Origin of the sequence: Gemmatimonas sp. (assembly GCF_046594945.1) — a bacterium.
Lineage (GTDB): Bacteria > Gemmatimonadota > Gemmatimonadetes > Gemmatimonadales > Gemmatimonadaceae > Gemmatimonas.
On the sequence record NZ_JBKJRB010000116.1, the window covers coordinates 1 to 18,511 of the forward strand.

Sequence of the window (18,511 nt, forward strand, 5' to 3'; positions counted from 1 at the left end):
TCCGCGCCCCGGCATCCCCCTTCGCGGCTTTTCTGCTGCGCGGATCGCCGGGCGCGGATCGCCGGGCGCTGCGCGCCGGCACGCGCTTGCAGAGAGCCGCTGTGGGGGAGCCGGGGCGCGGACGGGCTGGGGTGGCGGGGGGGGGCGCACCGCACGGCCGACAGCGGCGTGGTCGGGGATTTCAACCGCCCCGTCGCCCGTACAAGCGCACAGCGCTGAAGGGGCGCTGAAGGGGCGCTGAAGGGGCGCTAGCAGCGCGTACGTGCGCTATGTCAGTCCCGCCGGGTCCGTGACGCCGTGGCCTCGCCACCCCTTCGGTGCACCGAGAAGTTCGTGCTACGCCGCGCCATCCCCGGCTTCGCGGCGCGGGTCGTGAGGCGACCGAGCGGCTCTCTGCAAGCGCGTGCCGGCGCGCCAGCGCCCGGCGATCCGCGCAGCAGAAAAGCCGCGAAGGCCCGACCTCACGAGCCCGCGCCGCGACCGCGCGATCCCTCCGCCACGTCCCACGACCTTCACCCCGCAACCACACCAAAGGCGGAACCAGCGGCGTGCACGCCATGCCATTGGGATTCCTCGAAGAGGCTGAGGCCACTCAGGTCGGCGTGCGCCACGAACATACGCGGCGCCGGTTGCCACGCCTTCAGCGCGGCCACCCGCCTCAGCACACCAGGGGTTGGACGTGCCATGGCGTGTCCCCAGCGCATGATGTCGATGCGCGCCACGCAATCGCCGATATCCTGATGCGCCCGACTGAGATCAGCCAGAATCTCGTTACGCCACGAACTCCAGCTTCGCTGCTGCAGCTGCCCTCGCGCGTCCTTGGCCGAACCTTCCACCATGGCGTGATACCACGTCCACACCGTGCGATCAGGCGGCGTGCCGAGGCCCTGATGCGCGGCGTTCACGTAGCCCAGCGAGCGACTGCCAAAGATCACGTTGTCCCAGGCAAGCTCCGCACCCACCGAAGCGGGTGGTCGATCGACGACGATATTCGCCACCACCCACGGCGCGTACTCGTGCGTCACGGGGAGCGTGACACCCTCGCACACGCGTGGCAACACGAATAACGGGGCACCCCAGATCACCGCGTCCGCCGTCACGCGCTCGCTGGGCGTATCGACGATCCAGCGATTGCCCTCACGCGCGATCTGCCACGCCGGCGCGCCGGTCAGGATGCGGGCGCGTCCATCGGTATGCCGACGCGCCGACAAGCGACGTGTGAGCTGCTGCGCGATCCAGTCGTTGCCCTCCGGCCACGTGAGCGGCCCCTGCTCTTCGTTGTCACGGCCGGCGAAGTAGTGCACCGCCGCCCACGCGCTGGCTTGGGATAGCGACGCACCGTAATCGTCGCGCGTCCCGTACTCCACCCACCACCGCAACGCCGGCGCGTTGAAGCCTTCACGCGTCATCCACTCCAGCGCGGTGTGCGTATCGAGCGCCTCGACCGCCGCCGCCTGCTTGGCCGCGGTTCCGCCGGCCCGCATCGCGGTCAAACGGCGCGTGTGTCCCTCGGCCGTTGGTACACCGAACATGCCCGTTGCCCGCCACTCGCCGATGCGTTCCTCGAACCGGCGAAACTGCTCGCGATGCGCCCGCGACATGGCATCGGTGGGCTCGAGCCCATCGTGCCAGCGTCCGTGCTGCCAGATGCGTTCCTGCGGAGTATGGCAGAGCACGCGTTCATCCCACACGCCGTCGGCACCAAGGACCCCGAGGTCACGGAACAGCTCACGGACGTGTACGGCGTCGTGCGACGGCACCGGCACGTAGTGCGCCCCCCACGGGGCGCGCTGCCCCCGATAGTCGGCGGAGCGCGCATTGCCGCCGGTGCGGGCGTCCAGTTCCAGCAGCACCCAGTCGTGCATTCCCAACGCATCGAGCCGCCACGCGGCCGAGAGACCGCCCATGCCGCCACCCACGATCGCGACCTTCACACGACGGGCGCTCCGTCGTGCATTGCCCTCGCGGAGGCGTGCCCGCGCTGACCCATCGCGCAGCCGGTGACCCGCTTCACTTCCATCGGGCACGAAACCGCCGCCGATCACGCGGCTCTTGCCGGTGAGTCCCACCAGCGCCGGCGCGGCGGCGATGACGCCGAGCGTGCGTACGAAGTCGCGACGCGACGTGTTCCGAAACGTGTTCATGAGGGCACGATCACCGGTTGATCGCGTCGAACTCGTGCTCGTAGTAGCGAACGAGCACCTGATCGTTCAGCCGGTTGGCCAGCGCCGGCACCCGCTGCATGTCGGCCGGGAAGTCGAACAGGGCCGGCACGGTGGAGGCGGTGAGATAGCGCAGTCCCTCGGGGAGCGTCGCGGGCGGCGCGTAGCTAGTGAGTCCCGCAATCACGAAGCCCCACTCGCCGAAGCTCGGCACATACACGTGATACGGCCAGGTGCGGAGTCCGGCCCCTTCGAGCGTGGTCACGATGCTCCAGAACGACTGACGCGCGAACATCGGCGACGTGCTCTGCACCACGAGAAATCCGCCGGGCGCCAGGTGCTGCTTCACCAGCCGGTAGAACGCACTGGTGTACAGCTTCCCCACGTGGTAGTTGGACGGATCGGGAAAGTCGATGACCACGAAGTCGAACTGCGCGGCCGAGCTGTCCAGCCACGTGAATGCATCGGCGTTCACCACCTTCACGCGCGGATCGGTCAACGACTTTTCGTTCAGACCGGTGAGTCGCGGATGTTGCTGAAAGAGCGCCGTCATCCCTTCGTCGAGATCGACCAGCGTGATCCGCTGTACGTCGGGATACTTGAGGATCTCGCGCACCGCGAGCCCGTCGCCACCGCCCAGCACCAGTACTCGACGGCGCGCGGTCGCCGCCGAGAGGCCGGGATGCACCAGCGCCTCGTGATAGCGATATTCGTCGCGCGACGCGAACTGCAGATGACCATTCAGATACAACCGCAAGTCGTCCTTCCAGCTGGTCAGCACGATGCGCTGATAGCGCGTGTCCTTGGCGAGGATGATGGGATCGGCATACATGCCTTCTTCCGCCAGCGTCGTGATGCGCTGCCCCTTCCAGAGGCCGGCCCCGAGCACGAGCAGCGCCAGCACACCGCCGGCGCGCAGCCAGTTCTTACGCGGCAGCACATCACGGAAGATCCACGTGCTCCAGAGGCCAACCATCACATTGATCAGGCCGAACAACAGCGCCGAGCGTACCAGCCCGAGCCGCGGCACGAGCAGCAGCGGAAAGAGCAGCGATGCGAAAAGCGCGCCGATGTAGTCGAACGTGAGGACATTCGCGACCACATCCTTGAAGCTGAAACGATCCTGCAAAATGCGCATGAGCAGCGGAATCTCGAGCCCCACAAGAATGCCGATCAACAGCACGATGCCGTACAGCGTGGGGCGAAATGCGTCGGTGTAGGCGAAGGCGAGAAAGAGCAGCAGCGACGACAGGCCACCGACCACACCGACGATCAGCTCCACCAAAACGAAGCGTGCGACCAATCCGCGCACCACGAAGCGTGAGAGCCAGCTGCCAATGCCCATGGCGAACAGATACGTGCCGATGATGGTCGAGAACTGGGTAACGCTGTCGCCGAGCAGGTACGACGCGAGCGCGCCGGCCACGAGCTCGTAGATGAGCCCACAGGCGGCGATGAGACAAACGGAGATGAACAGCGCGAGCTGCACTAGTGAATGGCAGCGGCGACGATGATGCCAAGAGCGATCGCGACCGAGCCCATGAGAATGGCGGCGGCCGTGTTGCGCTTCTCAGCGATCTCATCCCACAACTTGCCTGGGGTGAGCAGGTCGATGACGACGAAGGCGAGGCCAAACATCACGACGCCGATGAGGGCGTACGCGGCGGAATTGAGCACGTTCTGCAAGAACTGGTTCATGACAGGAGCCTCACTTGCCGCGGAGCGTGCGCCCCGGGATGTAGTACGAGGAACGATACGCGCCGGGATTGTCGCGGACCGACCGGGGATTGTTGCGGGACACATTGGCACGGGTCAGGCTCCAGCCGCGATATTGGGCAGCGCCCAGGAACGCCAGCACGGCGACCGCCCACACGGTGTAGATACGGGCACCCATCAGCACACTCCTCTACTCATCGTCATCGCTGTCGCTGCTTGCCGTGGGGGCATGATCGCTTTCCGCCCAGCGTCGGCTCTCGAAGCTGGCTGATGGGAAGATCGAGAGCACCACAGGCACCAGCAACGCCAGCACGGCGATCCCGTAGAACCCGTAATGCGGCGCATCGCGTCGAATGCGCACCGTATACGACGCCGATGACTTGGCCGGCTCACCGCCTTCGGCCTGTACGCGCAAGAAGTAACGCCCGCCCGGCACCGAAGCGATGCGCAGGGATTCGCGCCTATTCCCCTCGGTCCACGAACCGTCGCTGTCGGAGCCGTGGTAGTAACTGAGCTGTCGCGTGACCTCGCGGGTTTCTCCGGTGGACTCGTTGATCAACGACAACGCGAGAAAGAGCCAGTCGTTGTCCAGATCGGACTCGAGATCAATGGCCACGTTGGACGTGCGACCAGCAAGCTCGAAGGCGTCGGTCACCGAGGCCGGCGTCTCTGGCGCACGCGAGAAGGTGAAGGCGCGCTCGAAGACGGTACGATTGCCGGCCAGCGTGACGTTGAGTATGAGCAGCAGCACCAGCGCGATCAGCGCGAGCGCAAACCGCTCCAGCATGCGCTTGGGTAGATCGGCGTGAGGATTCGGTTGATTCGCGAACACGCCGATGGGATGCATGAGCGGCGTGACGAGCCCAAACGCTTTTTGAATCACCTCGGAGGGCGTGTACGTGCCCAGCGACCACGTGACCTCGTCGCCCGATGCTTCGGCGCTCAGGATGTACGGCGGCGCCACAAAATCGCGGCTCACGACCTGGTCTCCCATGCGCACCTCCCAGGGGAACTCGCCCAAAGCGGCGGTCGTGTACGCGGTGGCCGTCTGAAAATGCTTGTACGTCGTACCGTTCAGTCGCACGGTGGGGCGATCGCCGCCGTCTTCACGGTCGGGACGACGACGCAGCTTCTCGATGACGTTCCAATGACCCTCGTATTCCGAGAGATACAGAAACCCACGGTACGGATTGAAGCAGACGTACTCGGTCCACGAGTATTTTGTGCTTTCCACGATGATCGTAACCACCTGAAAGCCGATCACATCCCACGGGGCGCCCTTCCAGGTGCCGCGCGTACCGAGCGGGATTCGCGGCTTCGCGGTGACGCGCTCACCGTATTGCAGCACCTTCAAATTCTCGTTGGTGGCGTCGAGCTGCGCCCCGCAGGCCCCGCACACGACGGAAACCGCCCAGCCCTGCGCGTGCAACTCGATGGCCGCACCGCAGGACGGACAATTCAACCCGGCGGCCTTGGGCACGCGGGGGGCTGGAGTCTCGAACGGCGCTACCATCCGTCGAACTCGCGCAGATTTCGGAAGCGGAGGTCGTCGAAGTTCACGTACTCCCCAAGAAACAGCATCGGCGGCGCCTCGGACCCGTCAATGGTGGCGAGCCCGTGGTGCGCGTTGAGCAGGTCGACGAACAGACAGGCCGACTTCTCCCACGTGGTGAAAGGGAGCTCGCCTTCGGTGCCGAGGTAGCGGGCCTCGGTGATAGTTGCGACTTCGTACGGCGTGTCGTTCCAGAAGTACCTCTCGCCCACGCGCACGCTCGTGACCGCGGGGACGTCGAAATCCGCGGGAGCGGCGATCGTCATGGCGTATTCGAGCTGCGCATCGGAGAGCCACGCACTGGTGCCATCACCGAGCACGCAGTGCCACTCGTTCCACCGTCCGCGCGCCCAGCCGTAGGCGATGCGCCCCACGACGACAAACCGCTGGTCGTGCCACTCGCCTTCGGTGCCGATCTGGATGGGCGAGCCGGTGGCGGGAAAATTCGCTTGCGTTCCCAGCTTGGCGAGATCGAGATCGCGACGCACCAGCACCGAGCGGCAGTACGGGCATGTGGTCTGCACCGCCTGCGCCCACAAGAAACGCACGGGGGCGCCGCAGTTCGGGCAGGCCACGCCATGTGGTTGCGGGACGGTCACGTGACCGCCTCTGCTATGGCCACGGCCACCGCCACCGCCACGGCCACGGTCGGCACGTCTACCGCCGGCACCGCGGCATATTCACGTGCGAGTACGCGAACGCTCACCGTCGTTGCGCCGAGCAATGCCGCGAGTCTCACCTCCCAATCCCAGGACGCGCGCGGTGTGCAGCAGAACAGGTTGAGACACGCCGACTGATGCTCGGGGAACGTGTGCACCGTGAGATGTGACTCCGCGAGCATGAGCAGGCCGGTAATGCCACCCGGCGACGGGAACTGATGCCACACCGCATCACCTACCGGATGCAACCCCAACTCGCGTTCGATCGCGTCGAAGAGCGCCCGCAGCGACGCCGGATCGGCAAGGCGCACCGGATCACACCCGTACGCGTCGACAATCCATTCGCGGCCGGTGCGGTGCACCTGCGGGATCACGCGGTTCGTGAGAATGCGCAGTCGCCGCGTCAGCTCTGCGGCGCGCCGCAGGACGAACAGAATTTGGCGGCCACCGGCAGCTTGGCGCCGCAATTCAGGCAGAACTTGGTATCGCCCGTGGGAGCCTCACCCGCGGTGGCACCAACGGTGGCACCAGCGGTGGCACCAGCGGTGGCACCAGCGGTGGCACCAACGGTGGCGGCCCCGGCACCAATCGCCGCGTTGGACGGCACGGCCGGTGTGGGATGGCCCGTGGCTCCACGCATCGCGTCACTCACAATGCCACCGAGACCGACGCCGGCACCGATGCCCGCGGCGAGTCCCGCCATGCCACCCTGATTCGCGGCGGCGATCGGAATCGACTGCGCCGCCTGAAACTGCGTGTACTGTTGTAGGTCGCCGATCATGTTCATCGAAATGCGCTCGTCGAGACGCTTCTGCAGTTCGTCGGGGAGCGACAGATTTTCGACGGTGAACGACTCGAGCACGAGGCCAAGCTCGGCAAACGCCGGCTGCACCGCGGTTGCGATCTGCTTGGCAAGCTCCGCCTGATTCGCCGCCATGTCGAGGAATGGCACCTGCGCGTTGGCGAACGCCGTCGTGAAGCCACTCATGATCGCGTTGCGCAGCGCCGGATCGATCTGTCCCACCGAGTATTCGGCATCGGTGGCACCGACCTTGGCCTGAAACACCGCCGGATCGGACACGCGGAACGCGTACATGCCGAACGCGCGAAGACGCACCGCGCCGAACTCCTTGTCACGGATCGTGATCGGCTGCTGAGTACCCCACCGCTGTCCGGTCTGAACACGGGTGGAGAAGAAGTAGACGTCGCTCTTGAACGGAGACTGAAAGGCCTTGTCCCAATTCTGGAGATTCGTGAGCAGCGGCAGATTCGCCGTGATGAGTGTGTGCAGTCCTGGCGCGAACGCGTCGGCGGCCCGGCCTTCGTTCACGAAGAGGGCGAGCTGGGATTCCCGAACGGTCAGCGCGCCGCCGCTCTGGATCTCCATATCCTGCATGGGGAAGCGATACATAAGGACGCCGGGACCGGATTCGGTCCACTGAATGACGTCGATAAACTGTTTGCGGAGAAAATCGCCCAAGGACATGGAAGCCGCTCCAGTAACCGAGAAGGATGAGGATCGCGACGCCGACATGCGAACGCGCCCCGTTCGCGAGAGACCGGGACGCGTTGACATTAGGAAGTATGCATCCCTACGGCAACTGCGCAGGAAAGTGTCAGCGTCGCAGGAACGCGCGTACGTCGGCATCCCGCGCGAATTCGACGTAGCCGGGGTCCTGCTCGAGGTGGATCGCCAACCCCTGATGCACCCGACGGTCTACCACGACCAGGCTGAAGCCTGCGAGAAACTTGGCCGCCAGCCGCCCCGCTGGCTGCGCATAGGTGCGACCGAGAGAGTCGAGATACGACAGCGGCAGCGTTTCCACGCGCACGTCATGGGCGACGCGCCCGATCAGCGATGGGTGGTACCACAACAGGCGATCGGCCTGCAGTTCGTCAACCAGCAACCGCCGCCCGGGAATCGCCTCGCGCGCCACCTGATCGGTGAGTCGGATTCCGTCGGGGCGATTGAGCGTGTACTGCGTGAGTATGGGCACCCCAATGAGCAACGCGGCAACGGCCACCGGCAGGCCGACCTGCGCCACTCGTCGCAACAGCGCATCCGGTTCGATACGCACTGACGAACCCAACGCCCCATCGAGCGCGACCGGAAGCAGACCGATCGCTGCCAGCGCCAGTGGTGTGGCGTGGCGCGCCGAGACGATCGTCATGACCGTCAGCACGCCGATGGTCAGGATCGTGAAGCTTTCCATCCGTCGCGCGCCTCGAACCATCAGTACGACCACCGCGCTCACGAACAGCGTGGCCGCCGGCACGCGCTCGAACGACAGCGGATACCACTCACTGACGTACTCGCGGAACGCCGGGTTGCCAACGGTCTGCTCGTAGTAGCGCACGGCGTCCATGCCGTACGGCGTGATGAAGACGGCAGTCGTGAGCCCGAGCGTGAGCAGTGTGTCGCGGACCAGCAAACGTCTTGACACCGGTTCATTACGGCGGCGGGCATCGAGCCCGCGCGCCATCGCGGCGAGCGCGCCGAACACCGGCGCCAGCAACACCGATCCGTGCACGTTGGCCCACAGCGCGGCGGCCGGGAGTAACAGCCAGGTGCCACGACGCGGCGCGCGCACGTCGGCCGATAGCACCAACGGGAACAATGCGAGGAACGGGAACGCGATCGACTGCGCCCGCAGCACCAACTGCGACGCCATACCGATCAGCGAGAACAACACCACCAGCAGCGTGCGACTCTCGGTTGCACCGCGCCGGACGGCCACCGCGGCCGCCCAAACGATCGTGCCGCTCAGCAGCGTAGCACCGAGCAACACCATGCCCGGCAAACCGAGCAGCTTCTCGACGCTATAGAGCGCGAGGTGCGACATCCACTGGATATCCGCCACCGGCACCCCGAACCCCTGTTCCGTCAGCGTGTTTCTGGTGATGACACCGCCGGTCGCGACTTCGCGACCGAGCACCAGGTTGAACCAGGTGTCGCCCAGCACAAGCAACGGCGTGCGCATGACCACGAGCAGCACGGTGACGATGACCAGCAATCCGAACACCGGCGACCGCACCAGCGCACGCCAGTGTTTCTCAGCGGACAAGGTGGAACGTTGCCTGACGACCAAACGCCCAACGCACTGTACCCTTCGCGTCGACGATCACGTCTTCTTCCTGGGCCGAGCGGACCTGCTGGTTGTTCCACTCCGGCACGGGCGTCGTGGCCTGCAGTTCGATCGAATACCACATGCCCGGAATGACTTTGTGATCACCGCGCCCCGGCACGCCGTCCTGATAGTCCCACAACCCGATCAGCGCGCCGGCGCCGTGGCCGTGCAGGCCGATGGGATGCGAGTACAGCGTGCCGTCGATCTTCTCTTCACGCATGCGCTTGAGCGACGCCGCCAGCACTTCGTTGCCGGTGCGCCCCGGCTTGAGCTCGCTGACGGTGATGTCCTGCAGACGATTCGACGCCAGTAGCGCGCGCTTGATGCCGGCCGGCACGTCCGTCTCGCCATCGCGCAACACGTAGCCGTTGTGCTGGGTGTCCGTGTTGAGGCCGAGGGCGGTGATCCCAAAGTCGCAGTGCAGGAGGTCACCCTTGAGAATCGTGGGGTTCACGCCCACCAACTCGGCGCTGCCGAACTGCCGCTGCACTTCCACACTCGGCTGGAACCAGGTGGACAGACCCAGATCGTTGACGCGCTGACGCATCCACCAGAGCACGTCGTCGGCCTTCGTCACGCCCGGCGTGATGACCTTGTTTGAAAAGGCCTCCTGGATGATCGCCCAGGCCACGCGATTGAGCTCGCGGAACATCGCTTCTTCTTCCGGCTGACGGGCGGCGATGAGATCGACCGCGAGCGCCTCGGCCGGCACGACCTTGGCGGCCCACTCCGGTCCGAGGGCCTGCAACATGCCATCGCGTTCACCACTCGACAGTCCATCGGCGAAGGCGAAGGTGCGCGACGTGTTGACGGCAATCTTATTCGGCTTCCGCTCCTCGATGACCTGCTTGAGGATATTCCACTGCTCGTCGCCCCACAGCTCGGCCTGCCGATCGTTCGAACGACTGCCGGCGGCGGGCGCCGGCACCGGTTTCATACTGCGCACGGCCTTGAACACGTTGCCCTGCGACGTGCCGCCGAGGGCGATCCGTTCCACACCGGCCGCACCACGATCGAAGAACACGTAGATCGTGCGTCGACGGGCCGCGAAGGTGGTGGGCGAGGTGATCGCCGTGAACACGGGGTCTTCGTTGTACTCGCGCATCGGCACCACCCACATGTCGACACGTTCGCGACGCATGAGCGCGGGCAACGTGCGCTCCATGCGCAGTTCAAACCACTGCTGCTGCTTGAATGCCTGCTCGCGCAGCGTACCGAAGGGACGCAGGGTATCGGCCGCCGGAGACCCGGAGGTACGGGTGCCGGGCGTGGCCGGCGTAACCACGGGCTGTGCGGCGAGCGTCGAAGCGGACGCCGAAGCGAGCAACAGGATGGGGAGAATGTGCACGGCGTTGAGAGCGGTGATATGTGAATGGCGGAGCGTGACTACGCGCTGCGCGCGGGAGCCTCGCGCCGTTCCATGGCGCGACGGACGACTTGTACGCTGCCGCCCAACACGAGCGCGAAGATAGCGAGCACGATCGTGCGCTCGATGAACGTCTGACCGGCCATCGGCCACCAGTCGGGCCACATGGCCACGCGTGACCCGACGCGCTCGCGCGTGAAGGCGATGAGCAGCGAGCTGGTCCCCATCTCGGCGAAGACTTCGATGACCAGAAACAGCGCCACGCGAGGCGGCCATCGTTTGACTGGGAAGTTGCCAAGGTGCCAGGTGAGCATGCCGCAGAGGAACAGCACGCCGCCAACCAGCCCGCCGACGAAGAGCATCCAGTTCGTGCTGGCCAACAGCGCGGCGCGCCACAGGCGCAGCAGGACGCCGGTGATGCCCGCCGGCTCCACGGTGCGGATGGCGAACGCGCGCAGCGGGTGCAGTCGCTCTTCGCCCCAGAGGATTACGTCCTTCGGAAAGAACCGGCTCATGCTGGCAAGCTACGTCGCGTGGAGTCGGACGCCAGCCTTTCTAGCGGCCCGAGACGTTTCCCAGCAGGAACTGCACGCTTTCGGCGGCGTGCATCTGCCAATAGCTCCACGAGTGCGCGCCGGTCCATTCGGCATAGCGATGCGCTACGCCGAGACGGGTGAGGGTGGCGTGCAAATCGCGATTCTGGTCCACGTACGCGTCGTCGACACCCACGTCGAACATCAAGTGCGGGATGTGCGGGCCGCCGGTCGCGGCCCGGGCTTGCAGTCGCTGCACCATGTGTCCGGGATCACGCGCGTTCCAGCCGATGGTGTCCTTGCCCATCACCCACTTCAGATTCGACCATAGCGTTCGCGCGGCCGACTGCAACTCGGCCGTCGTGTTGGCATAGCGCGGGGGCGGTACAAACGGCTTCGGACCGAGGTAGCGCGGCGATACGACACCCGAGTGACTCGCCGCCGCGGCAAAAACGTCGGGATACTGCAACGCGACGGTGAGGGCGCCGACACCGCCCATGCTGAGTCCGGCGATACCGCGGCTCTCGCGACGAGCGATCGTACGGTAGCGCGTGTCCATGTGCGACACGATGTCGCGCGCGATGTAGTCATCGTAGCGCGTCCACGGCACGCAGTAGGTCGCGGCGGATTCGCGGCGCACGGTGTCGGCGCGGCAAGCATTCACGTCGCCCAGCTGATTCCAGGTGGCATACCACCCGTCATCGCCGTCGGGCATGGCGATGATGGCCTCGGGGCCGCCCGTGCGCACCAGCGAGTCCATGGTGCGATCCAACCGGCCGGCGTCCACCCAATTGCGTTCGTTCCCGCCGCGGCCGTGCAGATAGACGAGCAGCGGATACCGCGTGCGAGTGGCGGTGCGGTACGATGGCGGCAAGTACACCACCAGCGCCTTGTAGGTACCGAGCGATGGCGACCAGACGGAGTCTGTCCGCACGGTTCCCGTGACGGTTCCCGTGCCGGTTCCCGTGCCGGTTCCCGATTGCCCCGACGACACGGATACGCTGCCGGCGGCGAGCAGGACGAGCGCGGCCGCCAGACAAAGGGGAGGCCGCACGGCGCGCCGCATGACCTGCTGCATTACTTGATGATCGTCCCGATGCGTCCCCATCGGATATCGGTGATGAACGGCAGGGGGCGAACGCTTTCGTCGGCGTTATAGGTGTAATACACGAACACCGGGCGGCCACGCACGTTCTCGCGCGGCACGAAGCCCCAGTAGCGGCCGTCCTTGGAGTCGTAGCGATTGTCGCCGAGCATGAACAGGAATTCCTTTGGCACAACGAGCGGTCCCCAGTCGTCGAGCGTGGGCGATGCCGGTGGATCGCCGGCGCCGGTGCCGCGCACTTCGAACTGCTTCTGCCAGCTGAAGAGCGGATGCGAGAACCCGCCATCACCCTTCGGATTGTCGGACGCGGGGAACCCCTGGCGCTGGGCCATCCCGTTCACATGAAACACCCCACCGCGCATCCAGACGGTATCGCCGGCCACGGCCACGAGGCGCTTCACCAGAATCGGGTTCGGATCCTCGGGCTGATCGACCTGATTCGGTGACACGAACACGACCACGTCGCCGCGCTCCGGGTCGTCATAGCCCGGGAGGTTGATGTTCGTGAACGGAACGTGCGGACCGTAGGCCAGCTTGTTCACGAACAGCCAGTCGCCAACCAGCAGCGTGGGGATCATGCTGCCCGAGGGGATGCGGTAGGCCTCGATCAGAAACGTCCGGATGGCGAGAAAGATCGCCAGCGTGACGAGGATTGCTTTGACGTTTTCCCAGAGGGTGGAACCACCGCCACCGCCGGACGACTTTCCGGCGCGGAGGTTCGCCACACTCTTGCGATCGGTGCTGCTTTTCGACGAACTGCTTTTCGAGGCCACGGGCGGTGCGGTTGGGAAGTCGAGGACGGACTAGATCAAAGGGGCGCGCCCATCAAGGACGCGCCCCTTCAACATACGCGGCAAACCGTCGGGAGTTACTTCAGGTGCTTGGAAACCAGCGACGTCATCTCGAACATGCTGACGGTCTTCTTGCCGTCGAAGACGGCCTTCAGCTTGTCGTCGGCGTTGATGTTGCGCTTGTTCTTGGCGTCCTGCAGGCCGTGCTTCTTGATGTAGATCCACAGCTTCTTCACGACTTCCGTACGGGGAAGCGGCTTGTCACCGACAACGGCGGCGAGCTCCGGGCTCGGCGTCAGGGCCTTCATGAACGCCGCGTTCGGCGTGCGCTTGGCGGCCTTCTTCGCCGGCGCCTTCTTCACGGCCGCCTTCTTGGCCGGAGCAGCCTTCTTCACCGCCGCCTTCTTGGGCGCGGCCTTCTTCGCGGGCGCCTTCTTGGCGGCGGCCTTTTTCGGGGCAGCCTTCTTTGCAGCTTTCTTCGCAGACTTCTTCGCAGCGGCCATGTCGTCTCCTGAGGTGGTGACCGGTCGGGTCGCGTCGAGCAATACAGCTCTCGACAGATCTCGCGAAGACGCGGTTACGTCTCAGCGGACGGCCAAAAGTACAATCACGCATACATCGCGCAATAGTGCATTTCGCGTTTTTCCCTCTGAAAACTGCACTTCGTCGCGAAATCAGCGGATTTGTTTCGCCGTTTTCCCCTCGGAGAATCGATTTTCACCATTCTGCTGCTGCAGGAACGTGACGAGCACGCGCAGGATTCCCCCATCAATGCGACGCGAGGTGAGGCGCACGTAGCCGCGCGGATCGCCGTCGAAGTCGTCGAGGAGGAGGTGATTCGTGTGCGACAACCGCATCGCACGCGCGTTGTGCAGCACCGCCGCGAGCTCGTGGACCTGCTCAACGGCGACCTGCCGATCGTTCTCACCGTGCAACAGCAGGGCGGGTTGTCGTACGTCGCGCGCGATGGTGCGCGGATCGAGGGAGAACCAGGTCCGCAGCCACGGATCCGTCGCGGCGATCGCATCGGCATCCGATTCGGCGCGCGCCAGTACCGCCGCGCGCTGCGCCGGCGCCCAGGTGGTGAGATCGGTCGCCACGAGCGTGGCGCGTTGCCACCGTGCGATTTCACGCCCGGAACGTGCCGCCGCCCCCAACAATCCCAGCGCCCACAGCTGCGGATCGGCGCGCGCCACCAGCAGCGCCACCAGTGCGCCTTCGCTGTGTCCGACGAGGGCGATCCGCTCCGGCTGCACGCGAGACTGAGCACGCAGCCAGGCAACCGCGGCCGCCGCGTCGCGCGCAAAGTCTTCGGTGGTCGTCCCGTCGAAGCGACCGGTGGAAGCGCCCACCCCGCGGTCGTCGAGACGCAACACGGCGAAGCCGGCGGCGAGTAATGTGTCGGCGACGTCGGCGAACGGGCGATATCCCGGCAACTCGATACGCGTACCGTCGCGGTCCTGCGCACCGGATCCGCTGAGCAGCAAGATCGCCGGCACGGGCGTCGTCGCGGATGCCAGCGGCCACGCAAAGTCGCCGGCGAGCGTCACGCCGCTATCGACCTCGACACGGACCTCGCGATGGTCACTGAGGCCGCCTCTCGCGGTGCTGGACGGCGCGGTACAGCCGTCGCAGGCCAGCGCCGCCGCGCTGAGTACCACCACCGCGGCCCACCGGGACACGCCCAGCAGGAGGCCGATCAATCGCGCGGTGGCTCCGACGCCAGCGTGCGCAACAGCGCGATGGAGCGAACGTCCCATGGATCGGGCGTGTCGTCGTCTTCCGCGATGTCGGCGTGCTCCTGCGGTGTCTCGAGGATCAGTGGGACGCCCTTGGCGCGACGGTCGTGCAACAGCCAACGGAACGGAGCAGCGCCGATCAACCCTTGGCCGATCAGGGCATGCCGATCGCGATTCGAGCCGAGGGCCCCTTCGCTGTCGTTGAGATGGAAGAACGCCGGCGGCTCGCCGGTAGCCGCTTCGAACTCGTCGAGCACCCGTATAAGATCGGCGCGCGACGTCGCGATCGGATATCCCGACGCAAAGAGATGGCAGGTGTCGAGTCCGTAGCCGGTACGCGCACGATCCGCTGCCGGGATGCCGGCCAGCATCGCACCCACTTCTTCCGGGGTGCGCCCCACCGTCGTGCCGGCACCGGCAGTGTTCTCGATGAGCAACCGGGTGTGACTGAGCGGGACCGCCGCCAGCGCCCGACGCATCGCCTCCGACACCCGCGCGATCGCCGCCTCGCGGTCACCATCGGTGGCCGCGCCGGGGTGAAAGCAGACGCCGGCCACACCGAGCGCCGTGGAGCGCTCGAACTCCTTGGCGAGGGCCGCCGCGGCACGATTCCACTTCACCTCGTCGGGTGTCGCGCAGTTGATCACGTACGCGGCATGCACGATGACATGCTCCGGTCGAATACCGGCCTCAGACAGCGCGACCTGATACCGGGCGAGCCGATCAGGCTTCACCCCGACGTTGTCATTGTAGAACTTCGGAATCGCGCTGAAGATCTGCAGGGCCTGCATGCCCGACTTGCCCGCGCGCCGCGCGGCCATGGGGATGCCGCCAGTGTCGATGCAGTGGGCGCCAAGGAGAAGCGACATCGTTCAGCGTTCCACGCGGGCGCGACGCAGTCGGAAGATGGGATCGGATCCGACCGCGGTCTCACTCCACCCGACCACCACGGCGCGGCCCCGCACGATCAGGTGCGGATCGCGGGCGTTCGAAATGCCGCCGCTGGCGGTGAGCCGGTCTTCGAACAGATGCCCCGACGTCCGCGAGACGGCGAGACCGATCTTCCGGCGACCGAGGCCACTGTTCGGATCTTCATACACGACCGCCACCACGTCGCCGTTCACGGCCACGCGCGCGTCGCCAATCCGCTCGCCGTAAATGATCGCGATAGGCGGCTCGAACTGCGACCGCGGGTCCATCTGATGTGCATAGAATACGCCCGGGCCTTCTGGGCCGGTGAGGGCGTAGGCCACATGGACGTACCCGTACTTCGTATCGACGGCGACACTCGGGGCGGGCCGGGCGCAGCCGTAGGCGCCGCGATCGGCCGCCTGCGCGTCACCGGGGCCCTGATCGAGCGAGTCCACCATGATGGGACCGCGCCACGCGCCCGCCGACGCATCCGCCGGGCCGCCTGCAGCCCCAGCCGCGGCCGAAGCGGCGGGCACGGACAGCACGCTATCCCGCCACGCCGCGGCGAGTCGCACGCGCCCGCCAGCGCCCCGACTCCACCACACGGCGACATGCCCGCGCGCGCCGGCCGAGACGATTCGAATGGAGCGGGCGCACCGCGTCGAGTCGGCGGGCGCGTGGCCATTGCCGAGCGACGTCAGCGGCGCCCGCGCCGTCTGCACGGACGGCAACGTGGCGTGATTCTCCACTGAATCCTTCGCCTCCGGCATGGCGGCAACCGTCGGCTCGAGCAGGTTGGTGCCACCCGCCTCACGCCACAGATCCTGTGTCAGCAGGAAGTCGGCATACGGCGACGACGCCTCCAGCGTGGAGTCGGTCGCGATGAACGGCGGATAGACGAGTGGCGACGGGAGGTTGGTCGCCACGGCCTCGGCATCGACCCAGCTGATGGCCGCCTTCTCGCAGGCCGTCACGAGCAGCGCCAGCGCGAGGGGGACCACCAGCTGGTAGCGACGGTTCCGCGAAAAACGGAACGGCATCCGGATCGGGATCCGGAGCGGGGCGGATGGACGGGCGTGAGGCAGGGCCATGCGCGAAGGGTACTGCAAGATCCGCACGGCGCTAGCTTTCGGGTTCCCTATCCCGCCCTCTCGGAGAACGTCTGATGTCTTTTGCCGCCTTCGATGGCACGCGTCGCGTGCCGGTCGCCGCGAACGAGCCCGTGCGCAGCTACGCGCCGTCGTCCATTGAAACAACGAACCTGAAGCTCCGTCTCGACCGCATGGCGGCCGAGCAGGTGGAGATTCCCATCGTGATCGGCGGTCGCCGCATTCATACAGGCAATCTCGGCACGGTCACCATGCCGTGCGATCACCATCATGTGCTGGCCACCTATCACAAGGCTACGCCGGCGCTGGTGCACGAAGCGATCGCGGCGAGTGCCGCGGCGTACGCCGAGTGGTCGAGCTGGCGCTGGGAGGATCGCGCCGCCGTGTTTCTGCGCGCCGCCGAGCTGTTGACGACCTCATGGCGCGACACGATTAACGCCGCGACGATGCTGGGGCAGGCCAAGACGGTGCATCAGGCCGAGATCGATGCCGCCTGCGAGATGATCGACTTCTGGCGCTTCAACGTGCAGTTCGCGCAAGATCTATATGCTGAACAGCCATTGTCCGACCACACGATGTGGAACCAGCTGGATTACCGTCCGCTGGAAGGCTTCGTGTACGCGGTCACGCCGTTCAACTTCACGGCGATCGGTGGCAACCTGCCTACCGCGCCGGCGATGATGGGCAACGTCGTTATTTGGAAGCCGTCCGCTACCGCGCTCTTGTCGTCGTGGTACACGATGCAGCTGCTCGAAGAGGCAGGGCTCCCGCCGGGCGTGATCAACTTCATTCCCGGCGACGCGAGCATGATCTCCGACATCGCACTGGCGCACCGTGATCTGGCTGGTGTGCACTTTACCGGCTCGACGAGCGTGTTCAACAGCATGTGGAAGACGATCGGCTCGAACATGGGTACCTACAAGTCGTACCCGCGCATTGTGGGCGAGACGGGCGGCAAGGACTTCATCGTGGTGCACCCGAGTGCCGACCCGCAGGCGGTGGCCGTGGGCATCGTGCGCGGCGCCTTCGAGTACCAGGGACAGAAGTGTTCGGCGGCGAGCCGCGCCTACGTGCCTAAGTCGATGTGGCCCGACGTGAAGGCTCGCTGCGTGGCGATGATGGCCGAGATGAAGCAGGGCGACGTGCGCGACTTCTCGAACTTCGTGGCCGCCGTGATCGACCAGAAGGCGTTCAACCGCCTCAAGGGGTACCTCGACGACGCGAAGACGTCGGCAACGATCGTGGCCGGCGGCGGCTACGATGATTCCACAGGCTGGTTCATCGAGCCGACGATCGTGGAGACAGATGACCCGAAACATCGCATGTTGTGCGAAGAGCTGTTCGGCCCGGTGATCACGATCCATCCGTACGACGACCACGCATGGCGCGAGACGTTGACGCTGGTGGACACGACGTCGCCGTACGCCCTGACCGGCGCGATCTTCTCACGCGATCGTGGTGCGGTACGCGAGGCGATGAGCGTGCTGCGTCAGAGCGCGGGCAACTTGTATATCAATGACAAGCCGACCGGTGCCGTAGTGGGTCAGCAGCCCTTCGGCGGCGCACGCGGCTCGGGCACGAACGACAAGGCAGGATCGAAGCTCAACCTGATGCGCTGGGTGAGTGCGCGGAACATCAAGGAGACGTTTTCGAGTCCGTTGGATTGGAGATATCCGTTCCTTGGGTAAAACCAGTACGGGGTGAGGAACAGGGTGTCGGGAGTCGGCCCCGGACCCCGG

At 65.9% G+C, this 18,511-nt stretch carries 18 protein-coding genes; 1 reads left to right on the plus strand and 17 read right to left on the minus strand.

Features of this window, described 5'->3' with window-relative positions:
• Positions 1–512: 512 nt before the first annotated feature.
• The 17 genes from ACLL97_RS14175 to ACLL97_RS14255 all read right to left on the minus strand — a co-directional run bounded on the left by ACLL97_RS14175 (position 513) and on the right by ACLL97_RS14255 (position 16,754).
• Positions 513–2,144: an NAD(P)-binding protein gene (locus ACLL97_RS14175; RefSeq protein WP_411281129.1), complete on the minus strand. Its 1,632-nt coding sequence runs from the start codon at positions 2,142–2,144 to the stop codon at positions 513–515.
• A gap of 10 nt (positions 2,145–2,154) precedes the next feature.
• Positions 2,155–3,651: a polyamine aminopropyltransferase gene (locus ACLL97_RS14180; RefSeq protein ID WP_411281130.1), complete on the minus strand. Its 1,497-nt coding sequence runs from the start codon at positions 3,649–3,651 to the stop codon at positions 2,155–2,157.
• The gene (locus ACLL97_RS14185) at positions 3,651–3,860 is read right to left on the minus strand and encodes a DUF350 domain-containing protein (protein WP_411281131.1); all 210 of its coding nucleotides are present in this window, start codon (positions 3,858–3,860) and stop codon (positions 3,651–3,653) included. The genes ACLL97_RS14180 and ACLL97_RS14185 overlap by 1 nt, the downstream gene beginning before the upstream one ends.
• Before the next feature lie 10 nt (positions 3,861–3,870).
• Complete coding sequence (locus ACLL97_RS14190; RefSeq protein WP_411281132.1) at positions 3,871–4,056, minus strand: hypothetical protein; 186 nt, start codon at positions 4,054–4,056, stop codon at positions 3,871–3,873.
• A 12-nt stretch (positions 4,057–4,068) separates the two neighbouring features.
• Positions 4,069–5,391: a DUF4178 domain-containing protein gene (locus ACLL97_RS14195; protein WP_411281133.1), complete on the minus strand. Its 1,323-nt coding sequence runs from the start codon at positions 5,389–5,391 to the stop codon at positions 4,069–4,071.
• Positions 5,385–6,029 carry a DUF4178 domain-containing protein gene (locus ACLL97_RS14200; RefSeq protein WP_411281134.1) on the minus strand — a complete coding sequence of 215 codons (645 nt, stop codon included), beginning with the start codon at positions 6,027–6,029 and terminating at the stop codon, positions 5,385–5,387. Before ACLL97_RS14200 ends, ACLL97_RS14195 begins: the two co-directional genes overlap by 7 nt.
• Positions 6,026–6,556, minus strand: a complete 531-nt coding sequence (locus ACLL97_RS14205; protein WP_411281135.1) for an S-adenosylmethionine decarboxylase family protein — start codon at positions 6,554–6,556, stop codon at positions 6,026–6,028. The genes ACLL97_RS14200 and ACLL97_RS14205 overlap by 4 nt, the downstream gene beginning before the upstream one ends.
• Positions 6,493–7,575: an SPFH domain-containing protein gene (locus ACLL97_RS14210; protein WP_411281136.1), complete on the minus strand. Its 1,083-nt coding sequence runs from the start codon at positions 7,573–7,575 to the stop codon at positions 6,493–6,495. Before ACLL97_RS14210 ends, ACLL97_RS14205 begins: the two co-directional genes overlap by 64 nt.
• A gap of 130 nt (positions 7,576–7,705) precedes the next feature.
• Positions 7,706–9,154, minus strand: coding sequence for a hypothetical protein (locus tag ACLL97_RS14215; RefSeq protein WP_411281137.1), 1,449 nt, complete (start codon positions 9,152–9,154; stop codon positions 7,706–7,708).
• Positions 9,144–10,565 carry a M24 family metallopeptidase gene (locus tag ACLL97_RS14220; RefSeq protein ID WP_411281138.1) on the minus strand — a complete coding sequence of 474 codons (1,422 nt, stop codon included), beginning with the start codon at positions 10,563–10,565 and terminating at the stop codon, positions 9,144–9,146. The genes ACLL97_RS14215 and ACLL97_RS14220 overlap by 11 nt, the downstream gene beginning before the upstream one ends.
• A 38-nt stretch (positions 10,566–10,603) precedes the next feature.
• Positions 10,604–11,098, minus strand: coding sequence for a hypothetical protein (locus ACLL97_RS14225; protein ID WP_411281139.1), 495 nt, complete (start codon positions 11,096–11,098; stop codon positions 10,604–10,606).
• 40 nt (positions 11,099–11,138) lie between these two features.
• Positions 11,139–12,194 (minus strand): alpha/beta hydrolase, encoded by a 1,056-nt coding sequence (locus tag ACLL97_RS14230; protein ID WP_411281140.1) that lies wholly within the window; start codon positions 12,192–12,194, stop codon positions 11,139–11,141.
• Positions 12,194–12,994: a signal peptidase I gene (lepB, locus tag ACLL97_RS14235; RefSeq protein ID WP_411281141.1), complete on the minus strand. Its 801-nt coding sequence runs from the start codon at positions 12,992–12,994 to the stop codon at positions 12,194–12,196. The genes ACLL97_RS14230 and lepB overlap by 1 nt, the downstream gene beginning before the upstream one ends.
• Before the next feature lie 95 nt (positions 12,995–13,089).
• On the minus strand, positions 13,090–13,515 hold the full coding sequence (locus ACLL97_RS14240) for an SWIB/MDM2 domain-containing protein (protein WP_411281142.1): 426 nt from the start codon (positions 13,513–13,515) through the stop codon (positions 13,090–13,092).
• Between the two features lie 171 nt (positions 13,516–13,686).
• Positions 13,687–14,772 (minus strand): alpha/beta hydrolase family protein, encoded by a 1,086-nt coding sequence (locus ACLL97_RS14245; protein WP_411281143.1) that lies wholly within the window; start codon positions 14,770–14,772, stop codon positions 13,687–13,689.
• Positions 14,712–15,620, minus strand: a complete 909-nt coding sequence (locus ACLL97_RS14250; protein ID WP_411281144.1) for a deoxyribonuclease IV — start codon at positions 15,618–15,620, stop codon at positions 14,712–14,714. Before ACLL97_RS14250 ends, ACLL97_RS14245 begins: the two co-directional genes overlap by 61 nt.
• Positions 15,621–15,623: 3 nt before the next feature.
• Positions 15,624–16,754: a hypothetical protein gene (locus ACLL97_RS14255; RefSeq protein WP_411281145.1), complete on the minus strand. Its 1,131-nt coding sequence runs from the start codon at positions 16,752–16,754 to the stop codon at positions 15,624–15,626.
• Positions 16,755–16,828: 74 nt separating this feature from the next.
• On the opposite strand from ACLL97_RS14255, the gene pruA reads away from it, so the two are divergent.
• A complete protein-coding gene (gene pruA / locus ACLL97_RS14260) occupies positions 16,829–18,460 on the plus strand; it encodes an L-glutamate gamma-semialdehyde dehydrogenase (protein ID WP_411281146.1) in 1,632 nt (543 codons plus the stop codon).
• Positions 18,461–18,511 lie beyond the last annotated feature (51 nt).

What these genes read in the sequence shown, in the direction of transcription:
- ACLL97_RS14175 (WP_411281129.1), bottom strand. Translation starts at nt 2,144, where the DNA reads ATGAACACGTTTCGGAACACGTCGCGTCGCGACTTCGTACGCACGCTC.
- ACLL97_RS14185 (WP_411281131.1), bottom strand. Translation starts at nt 3,860, where the DNA reads ATGAACCAGTTCTTGCAGAACGTGCTCAATTCCGCCGCGTACGCCCTC.
- ACLL97_RS14190 (WP_411281132.1), bottom strand. Translation starts at nt 4,056, where the DNA reads ATGGGTGCCCGTATCTACACCGTGTGGGCGGTCGCCGTGCTGGCGTTC.
- ACLL97_RS14195 (WP_411281133.1), bottom strand. Translation starts at nt 5,391, where the DNA reads ATGGTAGCGCCGTTCGAGACTCCAGCCCCCCGCGTGCCCAAGGCCGCC.
- ACLL97_RS14210 (WP_411281136.1), bottom strand. Translation starts at nt 7,575, where the DNA reads ATGTCCTTGGGCGATTTTCTCCGCAAACAGTTTATCGACGTCATTCAG.
- ACLL97_RS14225 (WP_411281139.1), bottom strand. Translation starts at nt 11,098, where the DNA reads ATGAGCCGGTTCTTTCCGAAGGACGTAATCCTCTGGGGCGAAGAGCGA.
- ACLL97_RS14230 (WP_411281140.1), bottom strand. Translation starts at nt 12,194, where the DNA reads ATGCAGCAGGTCATGCGGCGCGCCGTGCGGCCTCCCCTTTGTCTGGCG.
- ACLL97_RS14240 (WP_411281142.1), bottom strand. Translation starts at nt 13,515, where the DNA reads ATGGCCGCTGCGAAGAAGTCTGCGAAGAAAGCTGCAAAGAAGGCTGCC.
- ACLL97_RS14245 (WP_411281143.1), bottom strand. Translation starts at nt 14,772, where the DNA reads ATGGGACGTTCGCTCCATCGCGCTGTTGCGCACGCTGGCGTCGGAGCC.
- ACLL97_RS14250 (WP_411281144.1), bottom strand. Translation starts at nt 15,620, where the DNA reads ATGTCGCTTCTCCTTGGCGCCCACTGCATCGACACTGGCGGCATCCCC.
- ACLL97_RS14255 (WP_411281145.1), bottom strand. Translation starts at nt 16,754, where the DNA reads ATGGCCCTGCCTCACGCCCGTCCATCCGCCCCGCTCCGGATCCCGATC.
- pruA (WP_411281146.1), top strand. Translation starts at nt 16,829, where the DNA reads ATGTCTTTTGCCGCCTTCGATGGCACGCGTCGCGTGCCGGTCGCCGCG.